Source organism: Achromobacter sp. NFACC18-2, from assembly GCF_900108985.1.
Taxonomy (GTDB): domain Bacteria; phylum Pseudomonadota; class Gammaproteobacteria; order Burkholderiales; family Burkholderiaceae_B; genus Achromobacter.
Genome location: NZ_FNYM01000005.1, coordinates 249,746 through 266,162, shown reverse-complemented (window position 1 = coordinate 266,162; position 16,417 = coordinate 249,746). Strand labels below are relative to the sequence as shown.

Here is a 16,417-nt window from a genome sequence, read left to right as displayed (position 1 = left end):
GGAGATCGGCCTGCTTGACCTACACAACATCATCTGGCTGCCATGCTCGGGTTTGCGCGCCGCAACGGTGCCCCCCCGGTCCAAGGGCGATTTAAATCCCCCAAAAGGATGACGTCTATCCGAATTGCGAAAAGGCGGTTGCTCCGTTGCCACGGCAGCGCTCCCGCGCATGCCGCAAGGTCTCGCTGGGCGATTCTCCGAATGCCGCCCGGTAAGCGCCGGCAAACCTGGACATGTGACGGAAGCCCCATTTCATGGCGACCGACGCGACGGTGCAGGCCTCGTCGCCCGATAGCAGATCGCGCAATGCGCGGTTGAGACGGGCAGTCAGGAACCAGCGCCCCGGCGTCATTCCCACCCCGCGCCGGAAAATGAGTTCCAACGAGCGCTGACTGTAGCCGCTGCGCCGCGCCACCTCGCGCAAGGCGATATCGGTTTCATCCCCGCTCAGCACCAGTCTTTCGCAGGCTGTGATCAGGTGGTGATGCCGGCCAGCGGTGGATTGCGCCCAATTGGCGGACGGCGCCGTCTGTACAGCCAGGGCATCGACGTACCCGAGCAATAGCGATGCCTGGACTTCATCGGCCAGCGCCCGGGACATGCCGCCCAGAGGTTCCAGGCGGCGTGCCACCGCCATGGCATCGTCTGTAAGACAGGTCAATCTTTGCCGGTCACCCCGCGCGACCTGCACGGACTGGGCGAACCGCTGCGCTAGCTTGAGCGGACGCCCTACCCGCGCCAAGGCTGCGCGCTGCAGGGTCTCCAGCCCGATAGTGAGGGTCACCCAGCGTGACGGACCCGCTGCGTGGTAGAGCAATTCGGCGCCCGCGGGATATACCTGGATTTCGTCGAGAGCGAAGGGCACGGTGTTGTAGCGCGCAGTCTCGATGCCCTCGGCCACGAAGCCGATGCAAATGGCATCCCTGGGCATCGAGCCCAGCGCCACCACGGGAAAGTCATAGTTGCCGGTCTCCAGGCGCATCGCGCCCAGGCCCAGGCGCTGGTGCTCCATCGTTGCACGCTGGGAGGACAGCAGGCGATGCTCGAAGCTTCCCCCCGTGATGACGTCGAAAGCCTGGGAAGGCTCGAATCCGGAATAGACATGTCGGAAGTAGGCTAGCTCCATCGTCACCCCACCTGCGCTTGAGAATTTCGTTTTCTGGATAGCGCTTGTTTCGGCTTGCCATTACTTTTCACCGTAGACCCCTGTGTTCAATGGATGAGTCCATGCGCAACGAGATCGAGTCGAATGCAAGGTCATCACCGAGGAATGGCGCTCGGCGAGTCCAGACTATGTGCAGTGGAAAAGCAGGGAAACGCCAGCCGCGGAGTTCGCGGCCGATGGCGGTGGGATTCCGCAGTCAAGAAGAGGACCGGGATAAATGTTGTTGCCGTATACGAATATTGTTGCCACATACTTCACCTCTAAAGATTCGTAGAGAGTAGGCAAAACGTCGAATGCGGCCCTGGTCGGTGCTTCAAATAACGATTTCCCAGCAAGGGATCAGCAAGTGGCAACTGACACAGGACGGCACAATCTTGTCAAACGGGGTCGCCGCTGTACAGCTTTTTTAATAATTCCGCACAAATATTGCTAAATATATTTTCGCGAATCTTTATGTATCAAAGCCACATAATCCCAGAAAAATCACGCAAGTCAGGTATATCCGCGATTGATTTGTCGCCATTTCCAAGTAGGCTTTAAAGCGGCCAGAATTCTCCAAGCCGTTTTCTTGCAAAGATCCGACAGCGGTGTGTCGTATCTTTACTAATCTCCATAGGTGGAGCAAGGAATGAAGCACGAGTTGCAACAACTTGCCTGGGCGCTGCTTCTGGCCGTTCCCTGGTCGATTGCATCCGGGCAGGAGGACGATGCGGCTGCGCAGGCCAACAATCCCTTGGCCAACATGACGGCCTTCAATATCCAGAATTACTACGTAGGCAGGCAGACCGAGACGGGAAAGAACGCCAACCAGTTTTGGATGCGTTATGCCCAGCCATTCTCCGGAGGTGAAAGCAACTGGCTCATGCGCGCCTCGCTACCCGTGAATTCCTTTCCGGTGGATAGTCATCATGAAACCGGAATCGGCGATCTGAATATTTTCTCCGCTTATCTGATCGACACGGGAAATCCGTCGGTCAGTTTTGGCATCGGTCCGCAGATTACCGCCCCAACGGCAAGCAAGAAAACCGTGGGCAGCGAGAAATGGTCCGCTGGATTGGTAAATGTGCTGTTCGATGCCAGCTCGCCCAAATTCCAGTACGGCTATCTGTTGTCGTGGCAAAGCAGCTTTGCCGGATCTGGCCGCCGCGAGGACGCCGACATTGTGGCGCTGCAGCCGTTTGCCATGTACCAACTGGGCGGCGGCACTTATCTGCGTGCCGCTCCCATCTGGACCTACAACCTGGAGAACGACGGCTATAGCGTGCCCGTGGGATTGGGCATCGGCCAGGTCTTCAAACGCCAAAAAACGGTCTACAACCTTTTTATCGAACCCCAATTTTCCGCAGCCAGCCGGGGGCCGGGGCAACCCGATTGGCAGATTTACTTGGGGCTGAATATGCAGTTCCTGAACTGAAGTCCCGGGCCCTGCAAGGCCCTGCTGTTTGGCGACCATACCGTGCTCACGGCTGGTTTTTTTTGGTTTTGTCTGGAGTCGACATCATGATGCAAGTTGCTCGTGCCGTACCGTCCCCTACTCCGTTGTCCGCTCAGCGGCGGCGCTTCGCGCCGGCCGTGACGGCGTTGACATTGGCGCTGGCGTTTGCCCTCCCTGGTTGGGCCGCGACCACTCCAAAGCCGGCGGAACCCGCAACCAAGGACGCCAATGCGGCGCTTCTCAAGGAGCTTCCATTCTCCGACAAGACTTCCTTCGAACTCGCCCACAAGGGTTTCATCGCTCCGCTGCCGGCGGGCATGATCAAGGGCGCCGAGGGCAACCTGGTATGGGACCCCACCAAGTACGACTTCATCAAGGAGGGCGCGCCGGCCCCGGACACCGTCAATCCCAGCCTGTGGCGGCAGTCCCAGTTGCTGAACATTTCGGGTCTGTTCCAGGTCACGGACGGCATCTATCAGGTGCGCAACTATGATCTGTCCAACATGACGATCGTCGAAGGCAGGGAAGGCCTTACGATCATGGACCCGCTGATTTCGACGGAGACGGCCAAGGCCGCGCTGGATCTCTATTACCAGCACCGTCCCAAGAAGCCGGTGGTGGCGGTGATCTATACGCACAGTCACGTAGACCATTACGGCGGCGTGCGCGGAGTGGTGGATGAAGCGGACGTCAAGGCGGGTAAGGTGAAAATCTATGCGCCGTTGGGCTTTCTGGAGCACGCGGTCGCGGAAAACGTCATGGCCGGCACGGCGATGAGCCGCCGCGCCAGCTACATGTACGGCAATCTCCTGCCCCCCAGCCCGACCGGCCAGGTCGGCGCCGGCCTGGGCACCACGACCTCCGCCGGGACGGTCACCCTCATTCCGCCCACCGATATCATCGAAAAGACCGGAGAGAAGCGCACGATCGACGGACTGACGTACGAATTCCTGTACGCGCCGGGCAGCGAGGCGCCCGCCGAGATGCTGTACTACATCAAGGAGAAGAAGGCGCTGAACACCGCCGAGGACTCCACTCACACGCTGCACAACACTTATTCGCTGCGCGGAGCCAAGATTCGCGACCCGCTGGCATGGTCCAAGTACCTGAACGAGGCGCTGGCGCTGTGGGGCGACGATGTGGAGGTGATGTACGCCATGCACCATTGGCCGGTGTGGGGCAAGAAGGAAGTCCAGGAGCAGCTGGGCATGCAGCGGGACATGTACCGCTACATCAACGACGAGACCTTGCGGCTGGCCAACATGGGCTACAACAAGGAAGAGATCGCCGAGCAGGTCAAGCTGCCGGAGGCCATCGCCACCAAGTTCTCGAACCGGGGCTACTACGGTTCCGTCAACCACGACGTGCGCGCCACCTACGTGCTCTATCTCGGCTGGTTCAATGGCAATCCCGCAACCTTGCACACGCTGCCAATCCAGGATGCGTCCAAGCGTTATGTGGACATGATGGGCGGCATCCCCGCCATCCTGGAAAAGGCGCGCGAGTATTACAAGAAAGGGGAGTACCGCTGGGTGGCCGAAGTCGTGAACTACGCGGTGTTCGCCGACCCGAACAACCAGGAAGCCAAGAACCTGCAGGCTGACGCGCTGGAGCAGATGGGATACCAGGCCGAAAGCGGGCCGTGGCGCAACTTCTATCTGACCGGGGCCAAAGAACTGCGCGAAGGCGTGCAGAAACTGCCTGTTCCGGACACGGCAAGTCCCGACACGGTGCGGGCGATGACGCTGGACATGCTCTTCGATTATTTCGCGGTGCGGTTGAACCGGGAGAAAGCCGCGGGTAAGCACGTCATTCTCAACCTGGACTTCACCGATACCAACCAGAAGTACACGCTGGAAATGGTGAACAGCGTGCTCAACCATACCGAAGGCAAGCAGTCCAAGGAGCCGACGGCCAGCATGACGCTCAGCCGCGAAACGCTCAACCGCATGATGCTCAAGGAAACGACGCTCAAAGACGCCCTGGCAAAGGGCGAAGTGAAGGTCAGCGGCGATCAGCAGAAGATCACGGACATGTTCGCCTCGCTCGACAACTTCGAGTTCTGGTTCAACATCGTGACGCCGTAAGCAGGGAGGGGCCGGCGCCAATGCCGGCCCCTCGGGCGAGAATTCCGCCGCACTCTACGCATAAAGCGCCTTCAATCCACGAGGAAACGGCTGCGGTCTTCGCCCCTGATCCAGTTCGGCGGCCGTCCGATGCCATTCCAGGTTTGCCCAGTGTCCGGATGACGATACCGCACCAGATCGGAAAGATCGGGACCGAACAATTGTTCCGGTGTGATCTTGTACTCTCGGATTTTCTGGCGCATGTCGGCCAGCACCCGCTGCAACTCCTGACGACGCAAGCGCTCCGCCTCGACCTCGAGGCTGCGTATGCGCGCCTTGACCTGCCGGTAGTTTTGCGTCATAGATTCAATCCGGTCTGGACCTTGCGATAAGCAAAATAATCCGCGCGTGGCCGGCGCGCTATCCGAAAAACGCAAAATCCTGGCGCGTGCCTCTTCGCATCGATGACGGCACGTGCGGCCCGCCTCAGAAACTTACCGCGAGCCCCACCGAGAAGCCGGATACGTTGTTGCCGAACACGTAGCGTCCAACCAGGCGAGTCCGCGTGATGAATACGTTGTAGGCGCTTGAATCCAGTTCCAGCCCCGCGCCCACGGAAGTCAGCCGGTCGAAGCCGAGGATCCCCTTCTGGTCGCCCAGGAACTCGGAATGCGTCAGCTCAAGTACATAGCGCAACGGCCGTTGCAGCATGACGATGCCCGTGGGCGCGCGATAACGTGCCCAAAGATTGGCGGACTGGGCGACGGCATTGCCGCTTACCGCCGCCGAGCTGTCGAAACTCTGCAGCCGGATATCGGAATAGCGGAGTTCCACATCCACCTCGTAACCCGGACGGTAATGCTCGTAGTCCAGCATGATCGAACCGCCCAGGCCGTAGGCATTCAGGGAGCCCCGGTCCAGGAAGTCGATGTCCTTTCCAGTGCGTTGCCCCACGTACCAGCTGGCCGCGCGCAGATCGCTGGTCACATTGCCCAGCGCAAAGTTGAAGATGGGACGCAACTTGAGTTCGTCGGTCAGCTTGAAATCCCAGCCTATGCCGCCAGTGGCGGACACGCTGTTCCATTTCGTCGGAATGCGGCGCGTTTCCGCGCCCTGGGTGGCGATGAATGTGGGGTCGTAGCGGCTGGCCGCCAGCACGCCCTCCAGATAGATTGGAACGGAATCGGAAATCGTGTCGCCGCCGCCCAGCTGCGTCATGAAGAACTCGTTCGAACCCGTGGTCGAGCCGCCGCCGCTGCCTATGTTCAGCGAACTCGTCGTGATGTCGGGAACAATGGAAAACGACATCAGCGCCAGCACGCCGTTAGCGCGCTTTTGCAGGTCGTCCTTGCTTAACCGCAGGCCCTGCTGGCCCCACGCCGCCGCGGGCACGCTGCAGGCAGCGGCGAACACGCAAGCGCCGAGGCGGACGGCGATCTTCCTCGGCAATCGCGGGATTCCCGGTTCCATGAGATCTCCTACTTGGCATCACCTGCGGGATCGGCCATGGATTGTCGCTGCGCCACCAGCAAGGCATCGCTCTGATCAATGCGTATGGTTCCGATCCGCGGGAACTCGAAATCGATGATGATGTAAAGCGCCGCTGTCATGACGACCGCGTATATCACCTGGTGCAGCAAGGTCCCACGCTTGGAGGACGCCAGGTTCAATCCCACCAGGCCGGCCGCAACGAGCGTCAGGAAACCCAGGAAGACATAGGTCGCGACGGGCGGATGCACCTTCTGCGCCACGGTCTGAGCGGATGCGACGTCGAACATATCGTTGACCGCTCCGACGTAGGACACGGCAAAAGGCGGCACACTCACGCGTGCCGCCTGCATCGACGTGCTCCATATTTCCTTTTGCAATGTCCCGATGCTCGCGGCGAGCGTATCGCGCTGCTCCAGGTCGGCCACATTGCGATAGTAGTCAATGCGCAGATCCACATACTGCCGGAACTGATCGCGCAGCCGGGGTTGGTCGCCCGCATTGACCATGTCGATGCGCAGCCAGGCGGTTCCGATCGCATTGACCTCCTGGACCAATAGATCGCGGCGTTCCGCCATGCGCTGGGCGGCGCCGGAGAACGTAAAGGCCACCAGCAACCCTAGTAGAGCGAAGACCGAGCCTTCAATGACTGTGGCACCTGCGCCGCTTTTCTCATCGGCATCGCGTCCCAACCTCTTTCCAAGTTGAATCGCAATCAACAGAAGGCTAAAGAAGACGACAGCCAGCCCAGCAAGGAGAAAAGAGTAATTCATTCAATCACCCTGTGCATCATTTCATTTGAAGGCCGTCTTCACTTCATTAGGACACCTTACCCCGCTTTACCCCTTCACCGAGCTCACCTGGTCGAGGTTGTCACGGTCATGGTCCCGACCCAGGCTCGGGAAGGACTGGAGCCAGCGCTCTCGGTTCGAGCACAGAAAATAGTTCCAAACTCGAAATCGTGCTATCCAAAAAACGAAATCTCATAAAGCGGTTCCTACTGTTGGCCCGCTGCTAAGCCCCCGGATGCGCCGTTCGGAGCTATTGCTCGCATGCCAGGCAGTGAGCTGCGCCGAGGGGCAATCAATGAGTAATCTCGGCACTTCAGAACGGCTCCTGCCTACCCACGTACCCTGAGACGGCGGCGAGCCAGAGCATTAAGCGAGCGACTGCTTTCGGCCGATTCTGTTGAAAAACTCGATTGCGCGTCGCGATTTGTCGCGCTTACAAGGCCGATGACCTGGCGGCTTTCGCCATTTTTTCGATTGGAACCGGGTACTGATGCCCGGTTGCCTTGTTAATCGGTGGGTTTCGCCTCAACTGGGCGCACCTGTGCCCTGAACCGGTGGCCCCGGCGAGGTAAGCATCGCGAGACGACGTAGGTTTTGAACGGCTGCTGCAAGCGTGAATTCGTCTGCTGCACCAGTAAGTCCGCGTAGCCGCAAGCGGTTGATCTTCAAAATACGTTTGAGGTGTGCAAACAGCACCTCGACTTTCTTTCGTTCGTGACGTGAGCGCTGGTACTGCACGGTGGCGCCGATACGCCTGGCTACATCGCGTGCATCCTCGTGAATGCTGCGAGCGATCTTGCGCATCGGCGTATTGGGGCAGCATCGGGGCTTCATCGCGCACTTACCGCAGTCCGTGTTGCTGGCCCGGTAGATTACGGTGCCCGCCTTGGTGACGTGAGTGCGTTCTATCTTGAACATGCGCCGCTCGCTGCGCAGTGCATGGCCCTCGGGGCAACGGTATTCGTTGGCCTCGCCATCCCATTCGAAGTCGCTGCTCGATAGACTGTCGTCCTTGCGCTGGGTTCTGTCCCAGACGGGGACGTGCGGCTCTATCCCCTTGTCTTGCACCATCCACGCCAGCATCGGCGCCGTGCCGTAAGCGGTATCGCCGATGAGTCGATCAGGGATGATGTCGAATCGTTCCTCGACACGATCCACCATCGTCTTGGTAGAGTCCACTTCTGCGGTGCGATGTGCAGGGGTGGCTTCGACATCGAGGATCACGCCATGCTCGGTATCGATCAGATAGTTTGTCGAATAAGCGAAGAATGCGGGACCGCCAGGGGCGGCCGTCCACCGTGACTGCGGATCGGTCAGCGAGATTCGCCGGGGAACGGATTGTTCGAACGCTTCGTCGTCGAGCGCTTCGAGATACTCGCGCACGGCACGCGTGCTGAGTGCGGGGTTCGACCAGTCGGTGGCCTCACTGGCAGGAACACCGCGCTGGCGGCTAGCATCAGCAGCCACGACGCTGGCATCGACAGCGAAGCCTTCGCCTTTGACTAGGCCCGCAGCCATGCAACGGCGGACCACTTCATCGAACAACCAGCGGAAAATATCGCTGGCGCGGAAACGTCCATGTCGGTTCTTGGAGAAGGTCGAGTGATCGGGCACTGCATCCTCGAGGCCGAGACGACAGAACAATCGATATGCAAGATTCAGTTGAACTTCTTCGCACAGACGACGCTCGGAGCGGATGCCGTAGCAATACCCAACGATCAGCATACGGATCATAAGTTCGGGGTCTATGGACGGACGGCCCGTATGGCTGTAGTGCTTCGCCAGGTGTTGGTGGAGTTCCTTCAGATCCAGACAGCGATCGATGGCTCTAAGAAGATGGGTCGGCGGAACGACGTCTTCAAGGTTGAAAGCGTAGAACAACCGCTCTTGCCCGCTCGCTTGATGACCCATCATGTCGATGCTCTCCGAACTCGTTGGCGCTTTGCAAATTCTGCCAGACGACAGAGACGGCCGCGAGTTTTTCAACAGAATCGGCCAGAAGCGGACATTCCCTCCCGTACGCCGAGCCGGCGCCCTCGGCTGGGGTTTCCATGCAACTCGGTGCGCCGGAATGGTACTTGCTGACTGAAAAGTACTCGCAAGGGCTCGTACGCCTGCAAGCCAGCGCCAAAATCACCAGAAATCGCCGGTTTCACGCCTCTTGACCCCTCTTTCATCACGTTAATTTTACGAAGCAGGGATAAAGAAATGACCGACACCGAATCGGCGATTACCGGCACGCCTAATACGGTTCTAGTGGTCGACGACAATGCAACAGCGCGATGGCTCCTATCAGAGATCCTCTCGACTGAAGGCTACGTCGTGGTCGAAGCAGCGTCCGCAGATCAGGCGCTGATCATTCTGAACGAACGCCCGGAAATCCGCGCGGTAGTGACCGACATTGAGATGCCCGGCACGTTAAATGGTCTCGAGCTAGCTCGGCGGATAGTGGCAGGAATGCCAGGAATTGCGGTGCTGCTTACATCCGGACGCTATCTGCCGGTGACGGAGACACTGCCCCCTTCGACGAGGTTCATGCCGAAGCCCTGGCAAGCCGGAGAAATCCTTCAGCATCTAGAAATCTTGTTCGCTTCATCAAAAAGTGCGCCCGGGATGGCCACAGACTGCGAGGCCGAACGCCGCTCACAAAAAAACCTTAGGGAAAAATAGGGTGAACGTCGTGCCCTTGTTGGGAGCGCTGGTCACATCAAGATAGCCGCCCGACTGGTTAACGTACCCAAACACCTGGCTGAGTCCGAGGCCCGTCCCCTTTCCGACCGGCTTAGTTGTGAAAAACGGTTCAAAGATATGCTCTAACACGGGAGCTGGGATACCCTCGCCATCGTCCGCGACTGAAATTGCTACAAGCGGGCTGCTTATCGCTCCGCCTCGACCATCGGGATGGGAGTCGGCGCTGCCCACAGATATCTTCAAGTTTCCGCCGAGTGGCATGGCGTCACGGGCATTGATCACCAAATTCAATAGTGCATTTTCCAGTTGGCTCATGTCGGCACATACAACACATGGCTCGGACGATATCTCATATTGCAACCGAATCGACGAACCCAGCGTGGATTCAAAAAGCTTCTTCATCCCCTCGACGCATGAACGCGTGTCGAAATTCGCCGGTTTCAGAGGCTGACGTCGCGCGTATGCCAACATCTGTTTGGTGAGCTGGGACGCGCGCTGGGCGGTATCAGCGATCGTCCTGACGTAGCGTTGGCGATTTTCCGGCGTCAGCGCCGGGTTCTCTAACAGGTTCGCCGCACCGCTAATGATGGTCAAGAAGTTGTTGAAGTCGTGCGCTAGCCCCCCCGCCACGCGTCCCAACGCTTCCATCTTTTGAGCGCGATACAGGGCTTGCTGTGCGGTGTGAAGTTGACTCTCGCCAAGATGTTTTTCAGTGATGTCTCGCGTGATCTTTGCAAAGCCGATCAGATGACCCTCGTTAGTTCGGATAGGGTCTATAACAACGCTTGCCCAGAAGCGCGTGCCGTCCTTTCGGACTCGCCATCCCTCAGCTTCGAAACGCCCCGCCGTAGCGGCAGTTGCTAACGCGCGCTCCGGGATGGAAGCGGCACGATCTTCCTTAGTGTAAAAACGCGAGAAATGCTTCCCTACGATCTCCGATGCATCGTAGCCTTTGAAGCGCTGTGCGCCTGCATTCCACGTCGCCACGAACCCGTCCGGATCGAGGAGAAAGATCGCATAGTCCAGCACCGCTTCTACGAGAAGTTTGTAGCGGCGCGCCTCGTCCACGTCGATCAAGCTGTGTGGGTGAGAAGCTCCATTTGGAGTCGGCTCAACGGCGCTCATGGGACAGCCCCTCCTATGCGGTGTTGGGCGTTTTATTATTGTGCTTCGAGCGGAAAAGCGCAAAGCGCCGCATGCACGCCCGGACGCGGGCCGGCCACTGGCAAGCTTGAGCGCGCAGCGCCGACAGCCGCGAAGGCGTGAGCCGACCGCAGTGAGGGACGGACGGACGGAAGCCCCGCAATAGAAGGGGAGAGTGGCGCCTTTTTGCCAGGCTCAACGCGAAGCGCGATGGCCCGACCCGCAGCCGAAGGCGCAAGGGCACGCCCAGGTTTGAACGCATTGTCTGAAAACGACCAGCGCCGGCGTCCTGACCGGTATTTCTGTGCGGGATTCAGTGCTGAGAATCTGTCGAAGGCGGCATCGAGATGCTCAGCAGATCCATGGCCTTATTTGCCCGATCCCTCGCCTGGTAATGCCCCATTCTTAGCGCACTGTTGCGGTAAAAGGTGGTGCCATGATTCTTTCCTGTTGGGAGCAAAGACCCCATAGTCTGCCGACAGGGCCTGCTTAACAATCAGGTTGCGTGAAGCACACTGCTTTGCCAGACGAAGCAATCCAAATGTGGAGATCGGAGTGCCGCAACTTGCATGCGGCCTTGCTTGAGCGCCCGCTACTTGAATTCTAGAATGACCTCTACGGGTCGAAATCGGCCTGTCGCCAACGCAGTCCAAGCCCGGGGAGGCCATGCAGCCAAGCGTATTGGGCGTGGCCGCATGGCCGATACCAGACCACGCCAGCAGTGTGCCGGACAAGCTCAGGTCGCCTGCCACGAGCAAGGGCTCCATGCCGAACAAATAGCGGCCCCGTTTGAAGTTGAGACACAAAATCAAATCTCCACAGGCAGAACGCCTGCGATAGGCCACGCGGGGAATGACGCAAGTCACCAGGCAGCGGATCGAGGCCGGTTTTACGTGCGCTCACCCGCCTGAAGTTCCGAAATTCTCCCAGAAAATCACCTACATACGCGGACTGTTGCCATCGCAAGCTGTGATCCCTCCGTACCGTACCTACATGAAGGAATGTACGGTACGCGATTTCGAGCGGTACGGCCGTACCTCCCCGCACGTGAATCCAGAGCGCTCGGCGGCGGCAGAAAACCTCTTCCCGGTCGGCATGCCGCCACCGGCTTTCCGCGGCGACGTTTCTGCTTGCGCCATATCCACGGCGCTGCGGACGCAGAAGCGCCGGCACGATACGCAGGAATGACGACGGCCTTGCAAAATAAGGTGGCATACATAAGGTTTATTTGCACCCACCACAAAATGAGTTCGTGCTAGGGTTTCGTCTTCATAGACATCATGCGAGGACGACAACCGTGACCCAGCTCCTTCCCCATACCAAAAGGAAGCCATATCACCCCGTGGTGATCGATATCCTGAAGGAGCGGTCGGCGCGGGTCGTGCTTGACGCTCCGTGCGGCCACGGCTGGCTGGGCAACGAACTACCTCGTGTTGAACCGGCCGCGCTTATCGACGGTCTTGGCCTTTGGGAGTATCCGGACGCTGTGCCTGCCTACAGGTGCGTCCAAGAGCACGACCTGGATGAGCCGCTGCCAGCTGCGCTCCAGGGGTATGACGCCGTAGTCTGCGGCGAAGCAATACACCTGCTGAAGAGCCCCGGTACGGCCCTGGCCGGCTTTAGGGCAGCGCTGCGGCCTGGCGGTACCCTTGTCATCACCACGCCCAACACTTGGCACGCCCGATCGCGAGGCCAATTTTTTCTGCGGGGGTTCCACTCAGGCTTTAGCCCCATGTACGGAAAAAGGCGCGGTGAATACATCACCTATTTCCCCTTCTCGTTCCCACAGCTGCACTTGATCCTGACTCAAAGCGGCTTCCGCAATGTGCAACTGCATGACGTGGACGAGCCAAAGCCGAAACGACCGCTCGAACGGCTGCTAGGATGGCCAGGCGAAGTGTATTGCCGCCGAAAGGCGGCGGCTGCCGATACCGCGGAGGAGCGCGATTACTGGACTCAGGCGGGCAGCAAGCAATCGCTCTATGGACGCTGGCTGGTTGTCACCGCGCAAAGATGACAACCGTGGCTGGCCAGCAGCGGGCCCAGCCCGCCCCTAAGAAGTTGAGCGCTCCGGAACCTCAACTGTTCCAGGCTCCAAGCCGCGAGCCATATCGAAGAAATCGAGCTCCGTGTAAATCATTGTGGATCTTATATCACGCTGGCGGAGCAGCTTCTGCACAAATCTCACGTCTCGGCCCGCCAGCAGTTGCGTCTTACCGAATGTATGGCGTAGCCAATGAGTGGACGCCCGCCGCAATAACTCGGCGTCGGCAGTATTTCCTAATCCATCAAGATACTCTGCACACTCGGCGAACTCCTTCTTCACGATGTCCCAGAGCGTCGCGCGACGCCGTACCTCGCCCCACTGAAGCGCACCTCGACGCCCTCGGACCGATGGTCGAACGCCATTGTCCGACCGGCGCGTTCGCCCAGACAACACGAGCGCTGTCGTCTCGCCAGGTTGCGGTGCGGGCGGCAGTCCGAAGGCTTGCCTATACGCTCCAAGCTGCTCGATGAGTGCATAGGGCACCGGCACACGGTCGACGTATCCTCCTTTGCCATGACGCACAAGAAGCGACCAGTACGTTTTCATGGATCGAGGATCGGACATGAGCTCGAAGTCGCCCATATTCGCCAGCACGACCTCCGAGGCACGCAAGCCGACCCCTTCGATAAGCTGGATCAAAAATCGGTTTCTGGCATACGTTAGTCGCGCCACGAGGGTTACATAATCCCGCTTATCCATGAGCCCGATGACTGTGTCTATTAGGTCAGGCGGAACCGCGTGGCGTGTCGGGGCTGCACGCTGTGCACCGCCGCCCAGTCCAGCCATCGGATTCTGCTTCACATGTCCGGTCTGGAACCAGAACACGAAGAGCGCATGCAACACCTTCTGCGCATGCGACACCGACGTCGGTCCTAAAGGCTTTCGAAAGGGCGTCCATGCACTGTCGTGCTGAGGCAAACGGCGACGGCAGATGTGCTGTGATGCGCGAGTCCGGAGGAAATCGAGGTATGCCAGCACATCCTGAAGTGTCCAGCGGCCCGGCTGAACCACACTGAACTTCTCGCAGTACCATCTCAGCCGAACCATCTCGGAACGATATGAGCTCAACGTACGGGGACTCACGGGCGGGTTGCGCGCTTTCAGAGTCGCGAGCCAGACCTCAGCTGCCGCCCAGTCATCGGTCACCACACCCAGGACAGAGTGACCGTCCGATCCCCCAACAACGATATCTGCGCTCATTCGGCAGCCCTACCACTGGTGGCCGCACGACGATAGGCTTCAAGCATTTCGCGCTCCTTCACTCTTTTGGCCTGCACTGAATCCAGTGTTTCCTTCAGCAGGCGAGCCTCTCCTCTGGACTGCTCAATTGCGTAGAGCGCGAACAACCTATTCCCTTCTGAGAATCGCGCATTCTGAGCCAAGGCCGCCCCAAGCTCGCCGTTCCTCATAAGCAGCTGATCGGCAACTTCCCTGACCGCGAGCAGCGCTGCCTCGGCTGCGCGTCGCTCCTGGATTGCGATCGCCAACTCTGACCTCATCCGTGCGCAGTCCGTCTCCAAGTGCTGTATACGCGCTCGTTGGTGAGACAGTTGCACCGCGAGCGCGGATATAGCCGGATCTCGTGCTTCGCCCGCATCAGGGCGTGCAACACGAGCAGCATAGGGCCGCGTATCGGCTTTGCCCTCAGTGGCAATCAGGCCTGAGTATCCACTTGCGATCTCGCTCTCCACCTTCAGCTTGGCCGCGTGTACCGTCGATTGCGAGGGAGAAAACGGGGCACCGAATGCCTTCAGCATTGATCGGTAGGTGCCAGCGCCATGCAGGCGGCCAGTGGCGCTGTAGGACAATCTTATGAACGCGACCAGGTAGGCTTCGTTTCCCTGCACCTGCGCATCGGGCAGTTGCCCGAGGCCCGAGGTAATGGCGCGAACCTGCTCATCTGAAAGCAGCGACTCTCTCCGACCGGACATGTTTCTAGCCAAACATGTTGCCCATTTGCGCCAGCGCCGCACGCTCGGCGTCGGACAGCGCGTCGCCTTCGTTCGGGTTTATGCGCTCGGACTCGCCAGCGCCTCCTTGTGCCGAGGCCACCGAGTCCTTCGCAGGCACCACCGCCGGAACGACGGATACTGGGGGTGCGGTGATGGAGTGAGACTCCGGCGCCACTGGCGTCGGCCTGGCGGGCGGTTGCGTCTTGGCAGCGGAGAAAGGACCTGTCGCCGCCCCCTTCTCCTCCGGTGGGAAAACAGCACCGACTTCCGCGCCCGACCGAAGCGCCTCGATGTCAAATGCCGGCGTTCCCAGCGGCTGCGGCGATCTGAGTGCCGGCCGTCGTGTCTCAGCTTGCAGACCGCCAGGCCCACTTAGGGCAGCCTGCACGGCGGCATCCAGCGTACCTTGTTCGAGATGGTGCAGGAACCATTGATACAACACCCCTCGAATGAGGGGCGTCTCCTGCCGGTAGGGCAACGCCGCCAGGAAGCGCAGCATGCCCGGGCATTGCGTTTCCCTCACGATAAGCGGCATGCGCCGCTCAGTCTCGTCCGGGTCGTAGATCTTCTGGTGGCGTGGCATAGTCAAGCCGCCTTGACAGACGTCCGAGCCGCACTTTGCTGCTTCAACTGGCCGACAGCAAATCGGCAGAAACCGTTGGCAACAGCCATGCGAGGCTCCTCCAGCAGGATCGTGTGCGGCCACTTCTCGCTCAGGGTTTCAGCCAGGAACACGGCGCCGCCGCCCGCCAGCAACACCCCGTCCAGCGTGGATACCTCGCGCGACAGGAGCGTATCCGCCTCTGCAAGGATAAGCTGCGCAACAGGACGGACCGCCTCAGCCACATCCTTCGTAACGTCGACCTTCTGTCCGAAGTGTTTCACGGAGCCGGCGATCAACGCAGCATGGCATTCTCGATCGCCAACGCGAATTCCCCGGTCGGCCAATATTGCCGCCAGCCGCTTGACCGAGGATCCCATGCCATCGCAGCTGCCGAAAGCTCCCGCGATATGGCGACCATTTCGAACGAGCAGAAAGTCCGTCGTGAAATGTCCGATCTCGATCACTGCCCAGGACAGCGGCTGACCGTCGTCACCCGAGAAGCGCTCCTTCACAGGGATGCCGCTCGGATTGAGGACATGTTGGAAATAGGCGCCGGCGGGCTGGGGGATTACCTTGACGTCGGTGCCGGCGACCGATTTAGTGATCTCCGCCAGCTTGTCCTTCTGATGGTCAAACACGTTGGAGGGGGATCCGATCACGATGTACGCATCCTCCAAGCCCTTTACGCCTCTGGCCTTCAGCCGCGCCAGGGCGGAGGCTACAAGCGCCTTGTAGCCAGGCTTCTCGATCCAGTCATCGTCCATTCCGATGTTCGTTCCGCGGCCGCCTTGAAGACGAGCGGTCTCGCCAGTGAAGTAGGTCCGCCCTTCGACAGCGACCGTCTCATTCGCAGCTTCGGCGGCCGTAGCCTCGTCGGCGATGTGGAATGCTTCGCACACATCAGACGGGAAGAGGAACCGATCAAACAGGCCGGAAGCGTGAGAAACAACTTTGACGGCGCTGCGGCCGATGTCCAATCCAATGCAAGTACGATTCATGCGCAAAATTTCCTCAGGTGGCATTGATCAATGGGCA

The 16,417-nt window shown here is 59.5% G+C and carries 15 protein-coding genes; 5 read left to right on the top strand and 10 right to left on the bottom strand.

Going from position 1 to position 16,417, the window contains the following annotated elements:
• Positions 1-115 precede the first annotated feature (115 nt).
• The gene (locus BMW75_RS10060) at positions 116-1,126 is read right to left on the bottom strand and encodes a helix-turn-helix domain-containing protein (RefSeq protein ID WP_092578972.1); all 1,011 of its coding nucleotides are present in this window, start codon (positions 1,124-1,126) and stop codon (positions 116-118) included.
• 667 nt (positions 1,127-1,793) lie between these two features.
• Here BMW75_RS10060 and BMW75_RS10055 point away from each other — a divergent pair.
• Both BMW75_RS10055 and BMW75_RS10050 read left to right on the top strand, forming a co-directional pair.
• On the top strand, positions 1,794-2,579 hold the full coding sequence (locus BMW75_RS10055; protein WP_175493138.1) for a hypothetical protein: 786 nt from the start codon (positions 1,794-1,796) through the stop codon (positions 2,577-2,579).
• An 86-nt stretch (positions 2,580-2,665) separates the two neighbouring features.
• Complete coding sequence (locus tag BMW75_RS10050; protein ID WP_139208520.1) at positions 2,666-4,687, top strand: alkyl/aryl-sulfatase; 2,022 nt, start codon at positions 2,666-2,668, stop codon at positions 4,685-4,687.
• A gap of 71 nt (positions 4,688-4,758) precedes the next feature.
• Here BMW75_RS10050 and BMW75_RS10045 read toward each other — a convergent pair whose 3' ends face one another.
• From BMW75_RS10045 to BMW75_RS10030, 4 genes are all read right to left on the bottom strand, one after another.
• Positions 4,759-5,028, bottom strand: coding sequence for an H-NS histone family protein (locus tag BMW75_RS10045; RefSeq protein WP_092578970.1), 270 nt, complete (start codon positions 5,026-5,028; stop codon positions 4,759-4,761).
• Between the two features lie 124 nt (positions 5,029-5,152).
• A complete protein-coding gene (locus BMW75_RS10040) occupies positions 5,153-6,136 on the bottom strand; it encodes a hypothetical protein (RefSeq protein WP_092578968.1) in 984 nt (327 codons plus the stop codon).
• Between the two features lie 8 nt (positions 6,137-6,144).
• Positions 6,145-6,927 (bottom strand): bestrophin-like domain, encoded by a 783-nt coding sequence (locus tag BMW75_RS10035; RefSeq protein WP_092578965.1) that lies wholly within the window; start codon positions 6,925-6,927, stop codon positions 6,145-6,147.
• Positions 6,928-7,470: 543 nt separating this feature from the next.
• Positions 7,471-8,859, bottom strand: coding sequence for a transposase (locus tag BMW75_RS10030; RefSeq protein ID WP_092578963.1), 1,389 nt, complete (start codon positions 8,857-8,859; stop codon positions 7,471-7,473).
• Positions 8,860-9,153: 294 nt separating this feature from the next.
• On the opposite strand from BMW75_RS10030, the gene BMW75_RS10025 reads away from it, so the two are divergent.
• On the top strand, positions 9,154-9,615 hold the full coding sequence (locus BMW75_RS10025; protein WP_092578961.1) for a response regulator: 462 nt from the start codon (positions 9,154-9,156) through the stop codon (positions 9,613-9,615).
• Here the strand turns inward: BMW75_RS10025 and BMW75_RS10020 are convergent.
• On the bottom strand, positions 9,589-10,761 hold the full coding sequence (locus BMW75_RS10020) for a two-component system sensor histidine kinase NtrB (protein WP_092578959.1): 1,173 nt from the start codon (positions 10,759-10,761) through the stop codon (positions 9,589-9,591). The genes BMW75_RS10025 and BMW75_RS10020 overlap by 27 nt on opposite strands.
• Before the next feature lie 870 nt (positions 10,762-11,631).
• Between BMW75_RS10020 and BMW75_RS29070 the strand changes: the two genes are divergently transcribed.
• The gene (locus tag BMW75_RS29070) at positions 11,632-11,967 is read left to right on the top strand and encodes a hypothetical protein (RefSeq protein ID WP_139208519.1); all 336 of its coding nucleotides are present in this window, start codon (positions 11,632-11,634) and stop codon (positions 11,965-11,967) included.
• 109 nt (positions 11,968-12,076) lie between these two features.
• A complete protein-coding gene (locus tag BMW75_RS10015) occupies positions 12,077-12,796 on the top strand; it encodes a class I SAM-dependent methyltransferase (RefSeq protein ID WP_254791978.1) in 720 nt (239 codons plus the stop codon).
• A gap of 36 nt (positions 12,797-12,832) precedes the next feature.
• Here BMW75_RS10015 and BMW75_RS10010 read toward each other — a convergent pair whose 3' ends face one another.
• Genes BMW75_RS10010 through BMW75_RS09995 form a run of 4 tightly spaced genes read right to left on the bottom strand, consistent with a single transcriptional unit; the run spans position 12,833 to position 16,380 of the window.
• Positions 12,833-14,026 (bottom strand): tyrosine-type recombinase/integrase, encoded by a 1,194-nt coding sequence (locus BMW75_RS10010; protein WP_254791977.1) that lies wholly within the window; start codon positions 14,024-14,026, stop codon positions 12,833-12,835.
• A complete protein-coding gene (locus tag BMW75_RS10005) occupies positions 14,023-14,757 on the bottom strand; it encodes a hypothetical protein (RefSeq protein WP_092578957.1) in 735 nt (244 codons plus the stop codon). Before BMW75_RS10005 ends, BMW75_RS10010 begins: the two co-directional genes overlap by 4 nt.
• Positions 14,758-14,761: 4 nt before the next feature.
• On the bottom strand, positions 14,762-15,361 hold the full coding sequence (locus BMW75_RS10000) for a hypothetical protein (RefSeq protein ID WP_092578955.1): 600 nt from the start codon (positions 15,359-15,361) through the stop codon (positions 14,762-14,764).
• A gap of 2 nt (positions 15,362-15,363) precedes the next feature.
• Positions 15,364-16,380, bottom strand: a complete 1,017-nt coding sequence (locus BMW75_RS09995) for a ParM/StbA family protein (protein WP_039883491.1) — start codon at positions 16,378-16,380, stop codon at positions 15,364-15,366.
• Between the last annotated feature and the right edge of the window lie 37 nt (positions 16,381-16,417).

Coding starts and splice junctions, on each gene's coding strand:
- BMW75_RS10060 (WP_092578972.1), bottom strand. CDS start 1,126: ATGGAGCTAGCCTACTTCCGACATGTCTATTCCGGATTCGAGCCTTCC.
- BMW75_RS10055 (WP_175493138.1), top strand. CDS start 1,794: ATGAAGCACGAGTTGCAACAACTTGCCTGGGCGCTGCTTCTGGCCGTT.
- BMW75_RS10050 (WP_139208520.1), top strand. CDS start 2,666: ATGATGCAAGTTGCTCGTGCCGTACCGTCCCCTACTCCGTTGTCCGCT.
- BMW75_RS10045 (WP_092578970.1), bottom strand. CDS start 5,028: ATGACGCAAAACTACCGGCAGGTCAAGGCGCGCATACGCAGCCTCGAG.
- BMW75_RS10040 (WP_092578968.1), bottom strand. CDS start 6,136: ATGGAACCGGGAATCCCGCGATTGCCGAGGAAGATCGCCGTCCGCCTC.
- BMW75_RS10035 (WP_092578965.1), bottom strand. CDS start 6,927: ATGAATTACTCTTTTCTCCTTGCTGGGCTGGCTGTCGTCTTCTTTAGC.
- BMW75_RS10030 (WP_092578963.1), bottom strand. CDS start 8,859: ATGATGGGTCATCAAGCGAGCGGGCAAGAGCGGTTGTTCTACGCTTTC.
- BMW75_RS10025 (WP_092578961.1), top strand. CDS start 9,154: ATGACCGACACCGAATCGGCGATTACCGGCACGCCTAATACGGTTCTA.
- BMW75_RS10020 (WP_092578959.1), bottom strand. CDS start 10,761: ATGAGCGCCGTTGAGCCGACTCCAAATGGAGCTTCTCACCCACACAGC.
- BMW75_RS29070 (WP_139208519.1), top strand. CDS start 11,632: ATGACGCAAGTCACCAGGCAGCGGATCGAGGCCGGTTTTACGTGCGCT.
- BMW75_RS10010 (WP_254791977.1), bottom strand. CDS start 14,026: ATGAGCGCAGATATCGTTGTTGGGGGATCGGACGGTCACTCTGTCCTG.
- BMW75_RS10005 (WP_092578957.1), bottom strand. CDS start 14,757: ATGTCCGGTCGGAGAGAGTCGCTGCTTTCAGATGAGCAGGTTCGCGCC.
- BMW75_RS10000 (WP_092578955.1), bottom strand. CDS start 15,361: ATGCCACGCCACCAGAAGATCTACGACCCGGACGAGACTGAGCGGCGC.
- BMW75_RS09995 (WP_039883491.1), bottom strand. CDS start 16,380: ATGAATCGTACTTGCATTGGATTGGACATCGGCCGCAGCGCCGTCAAA.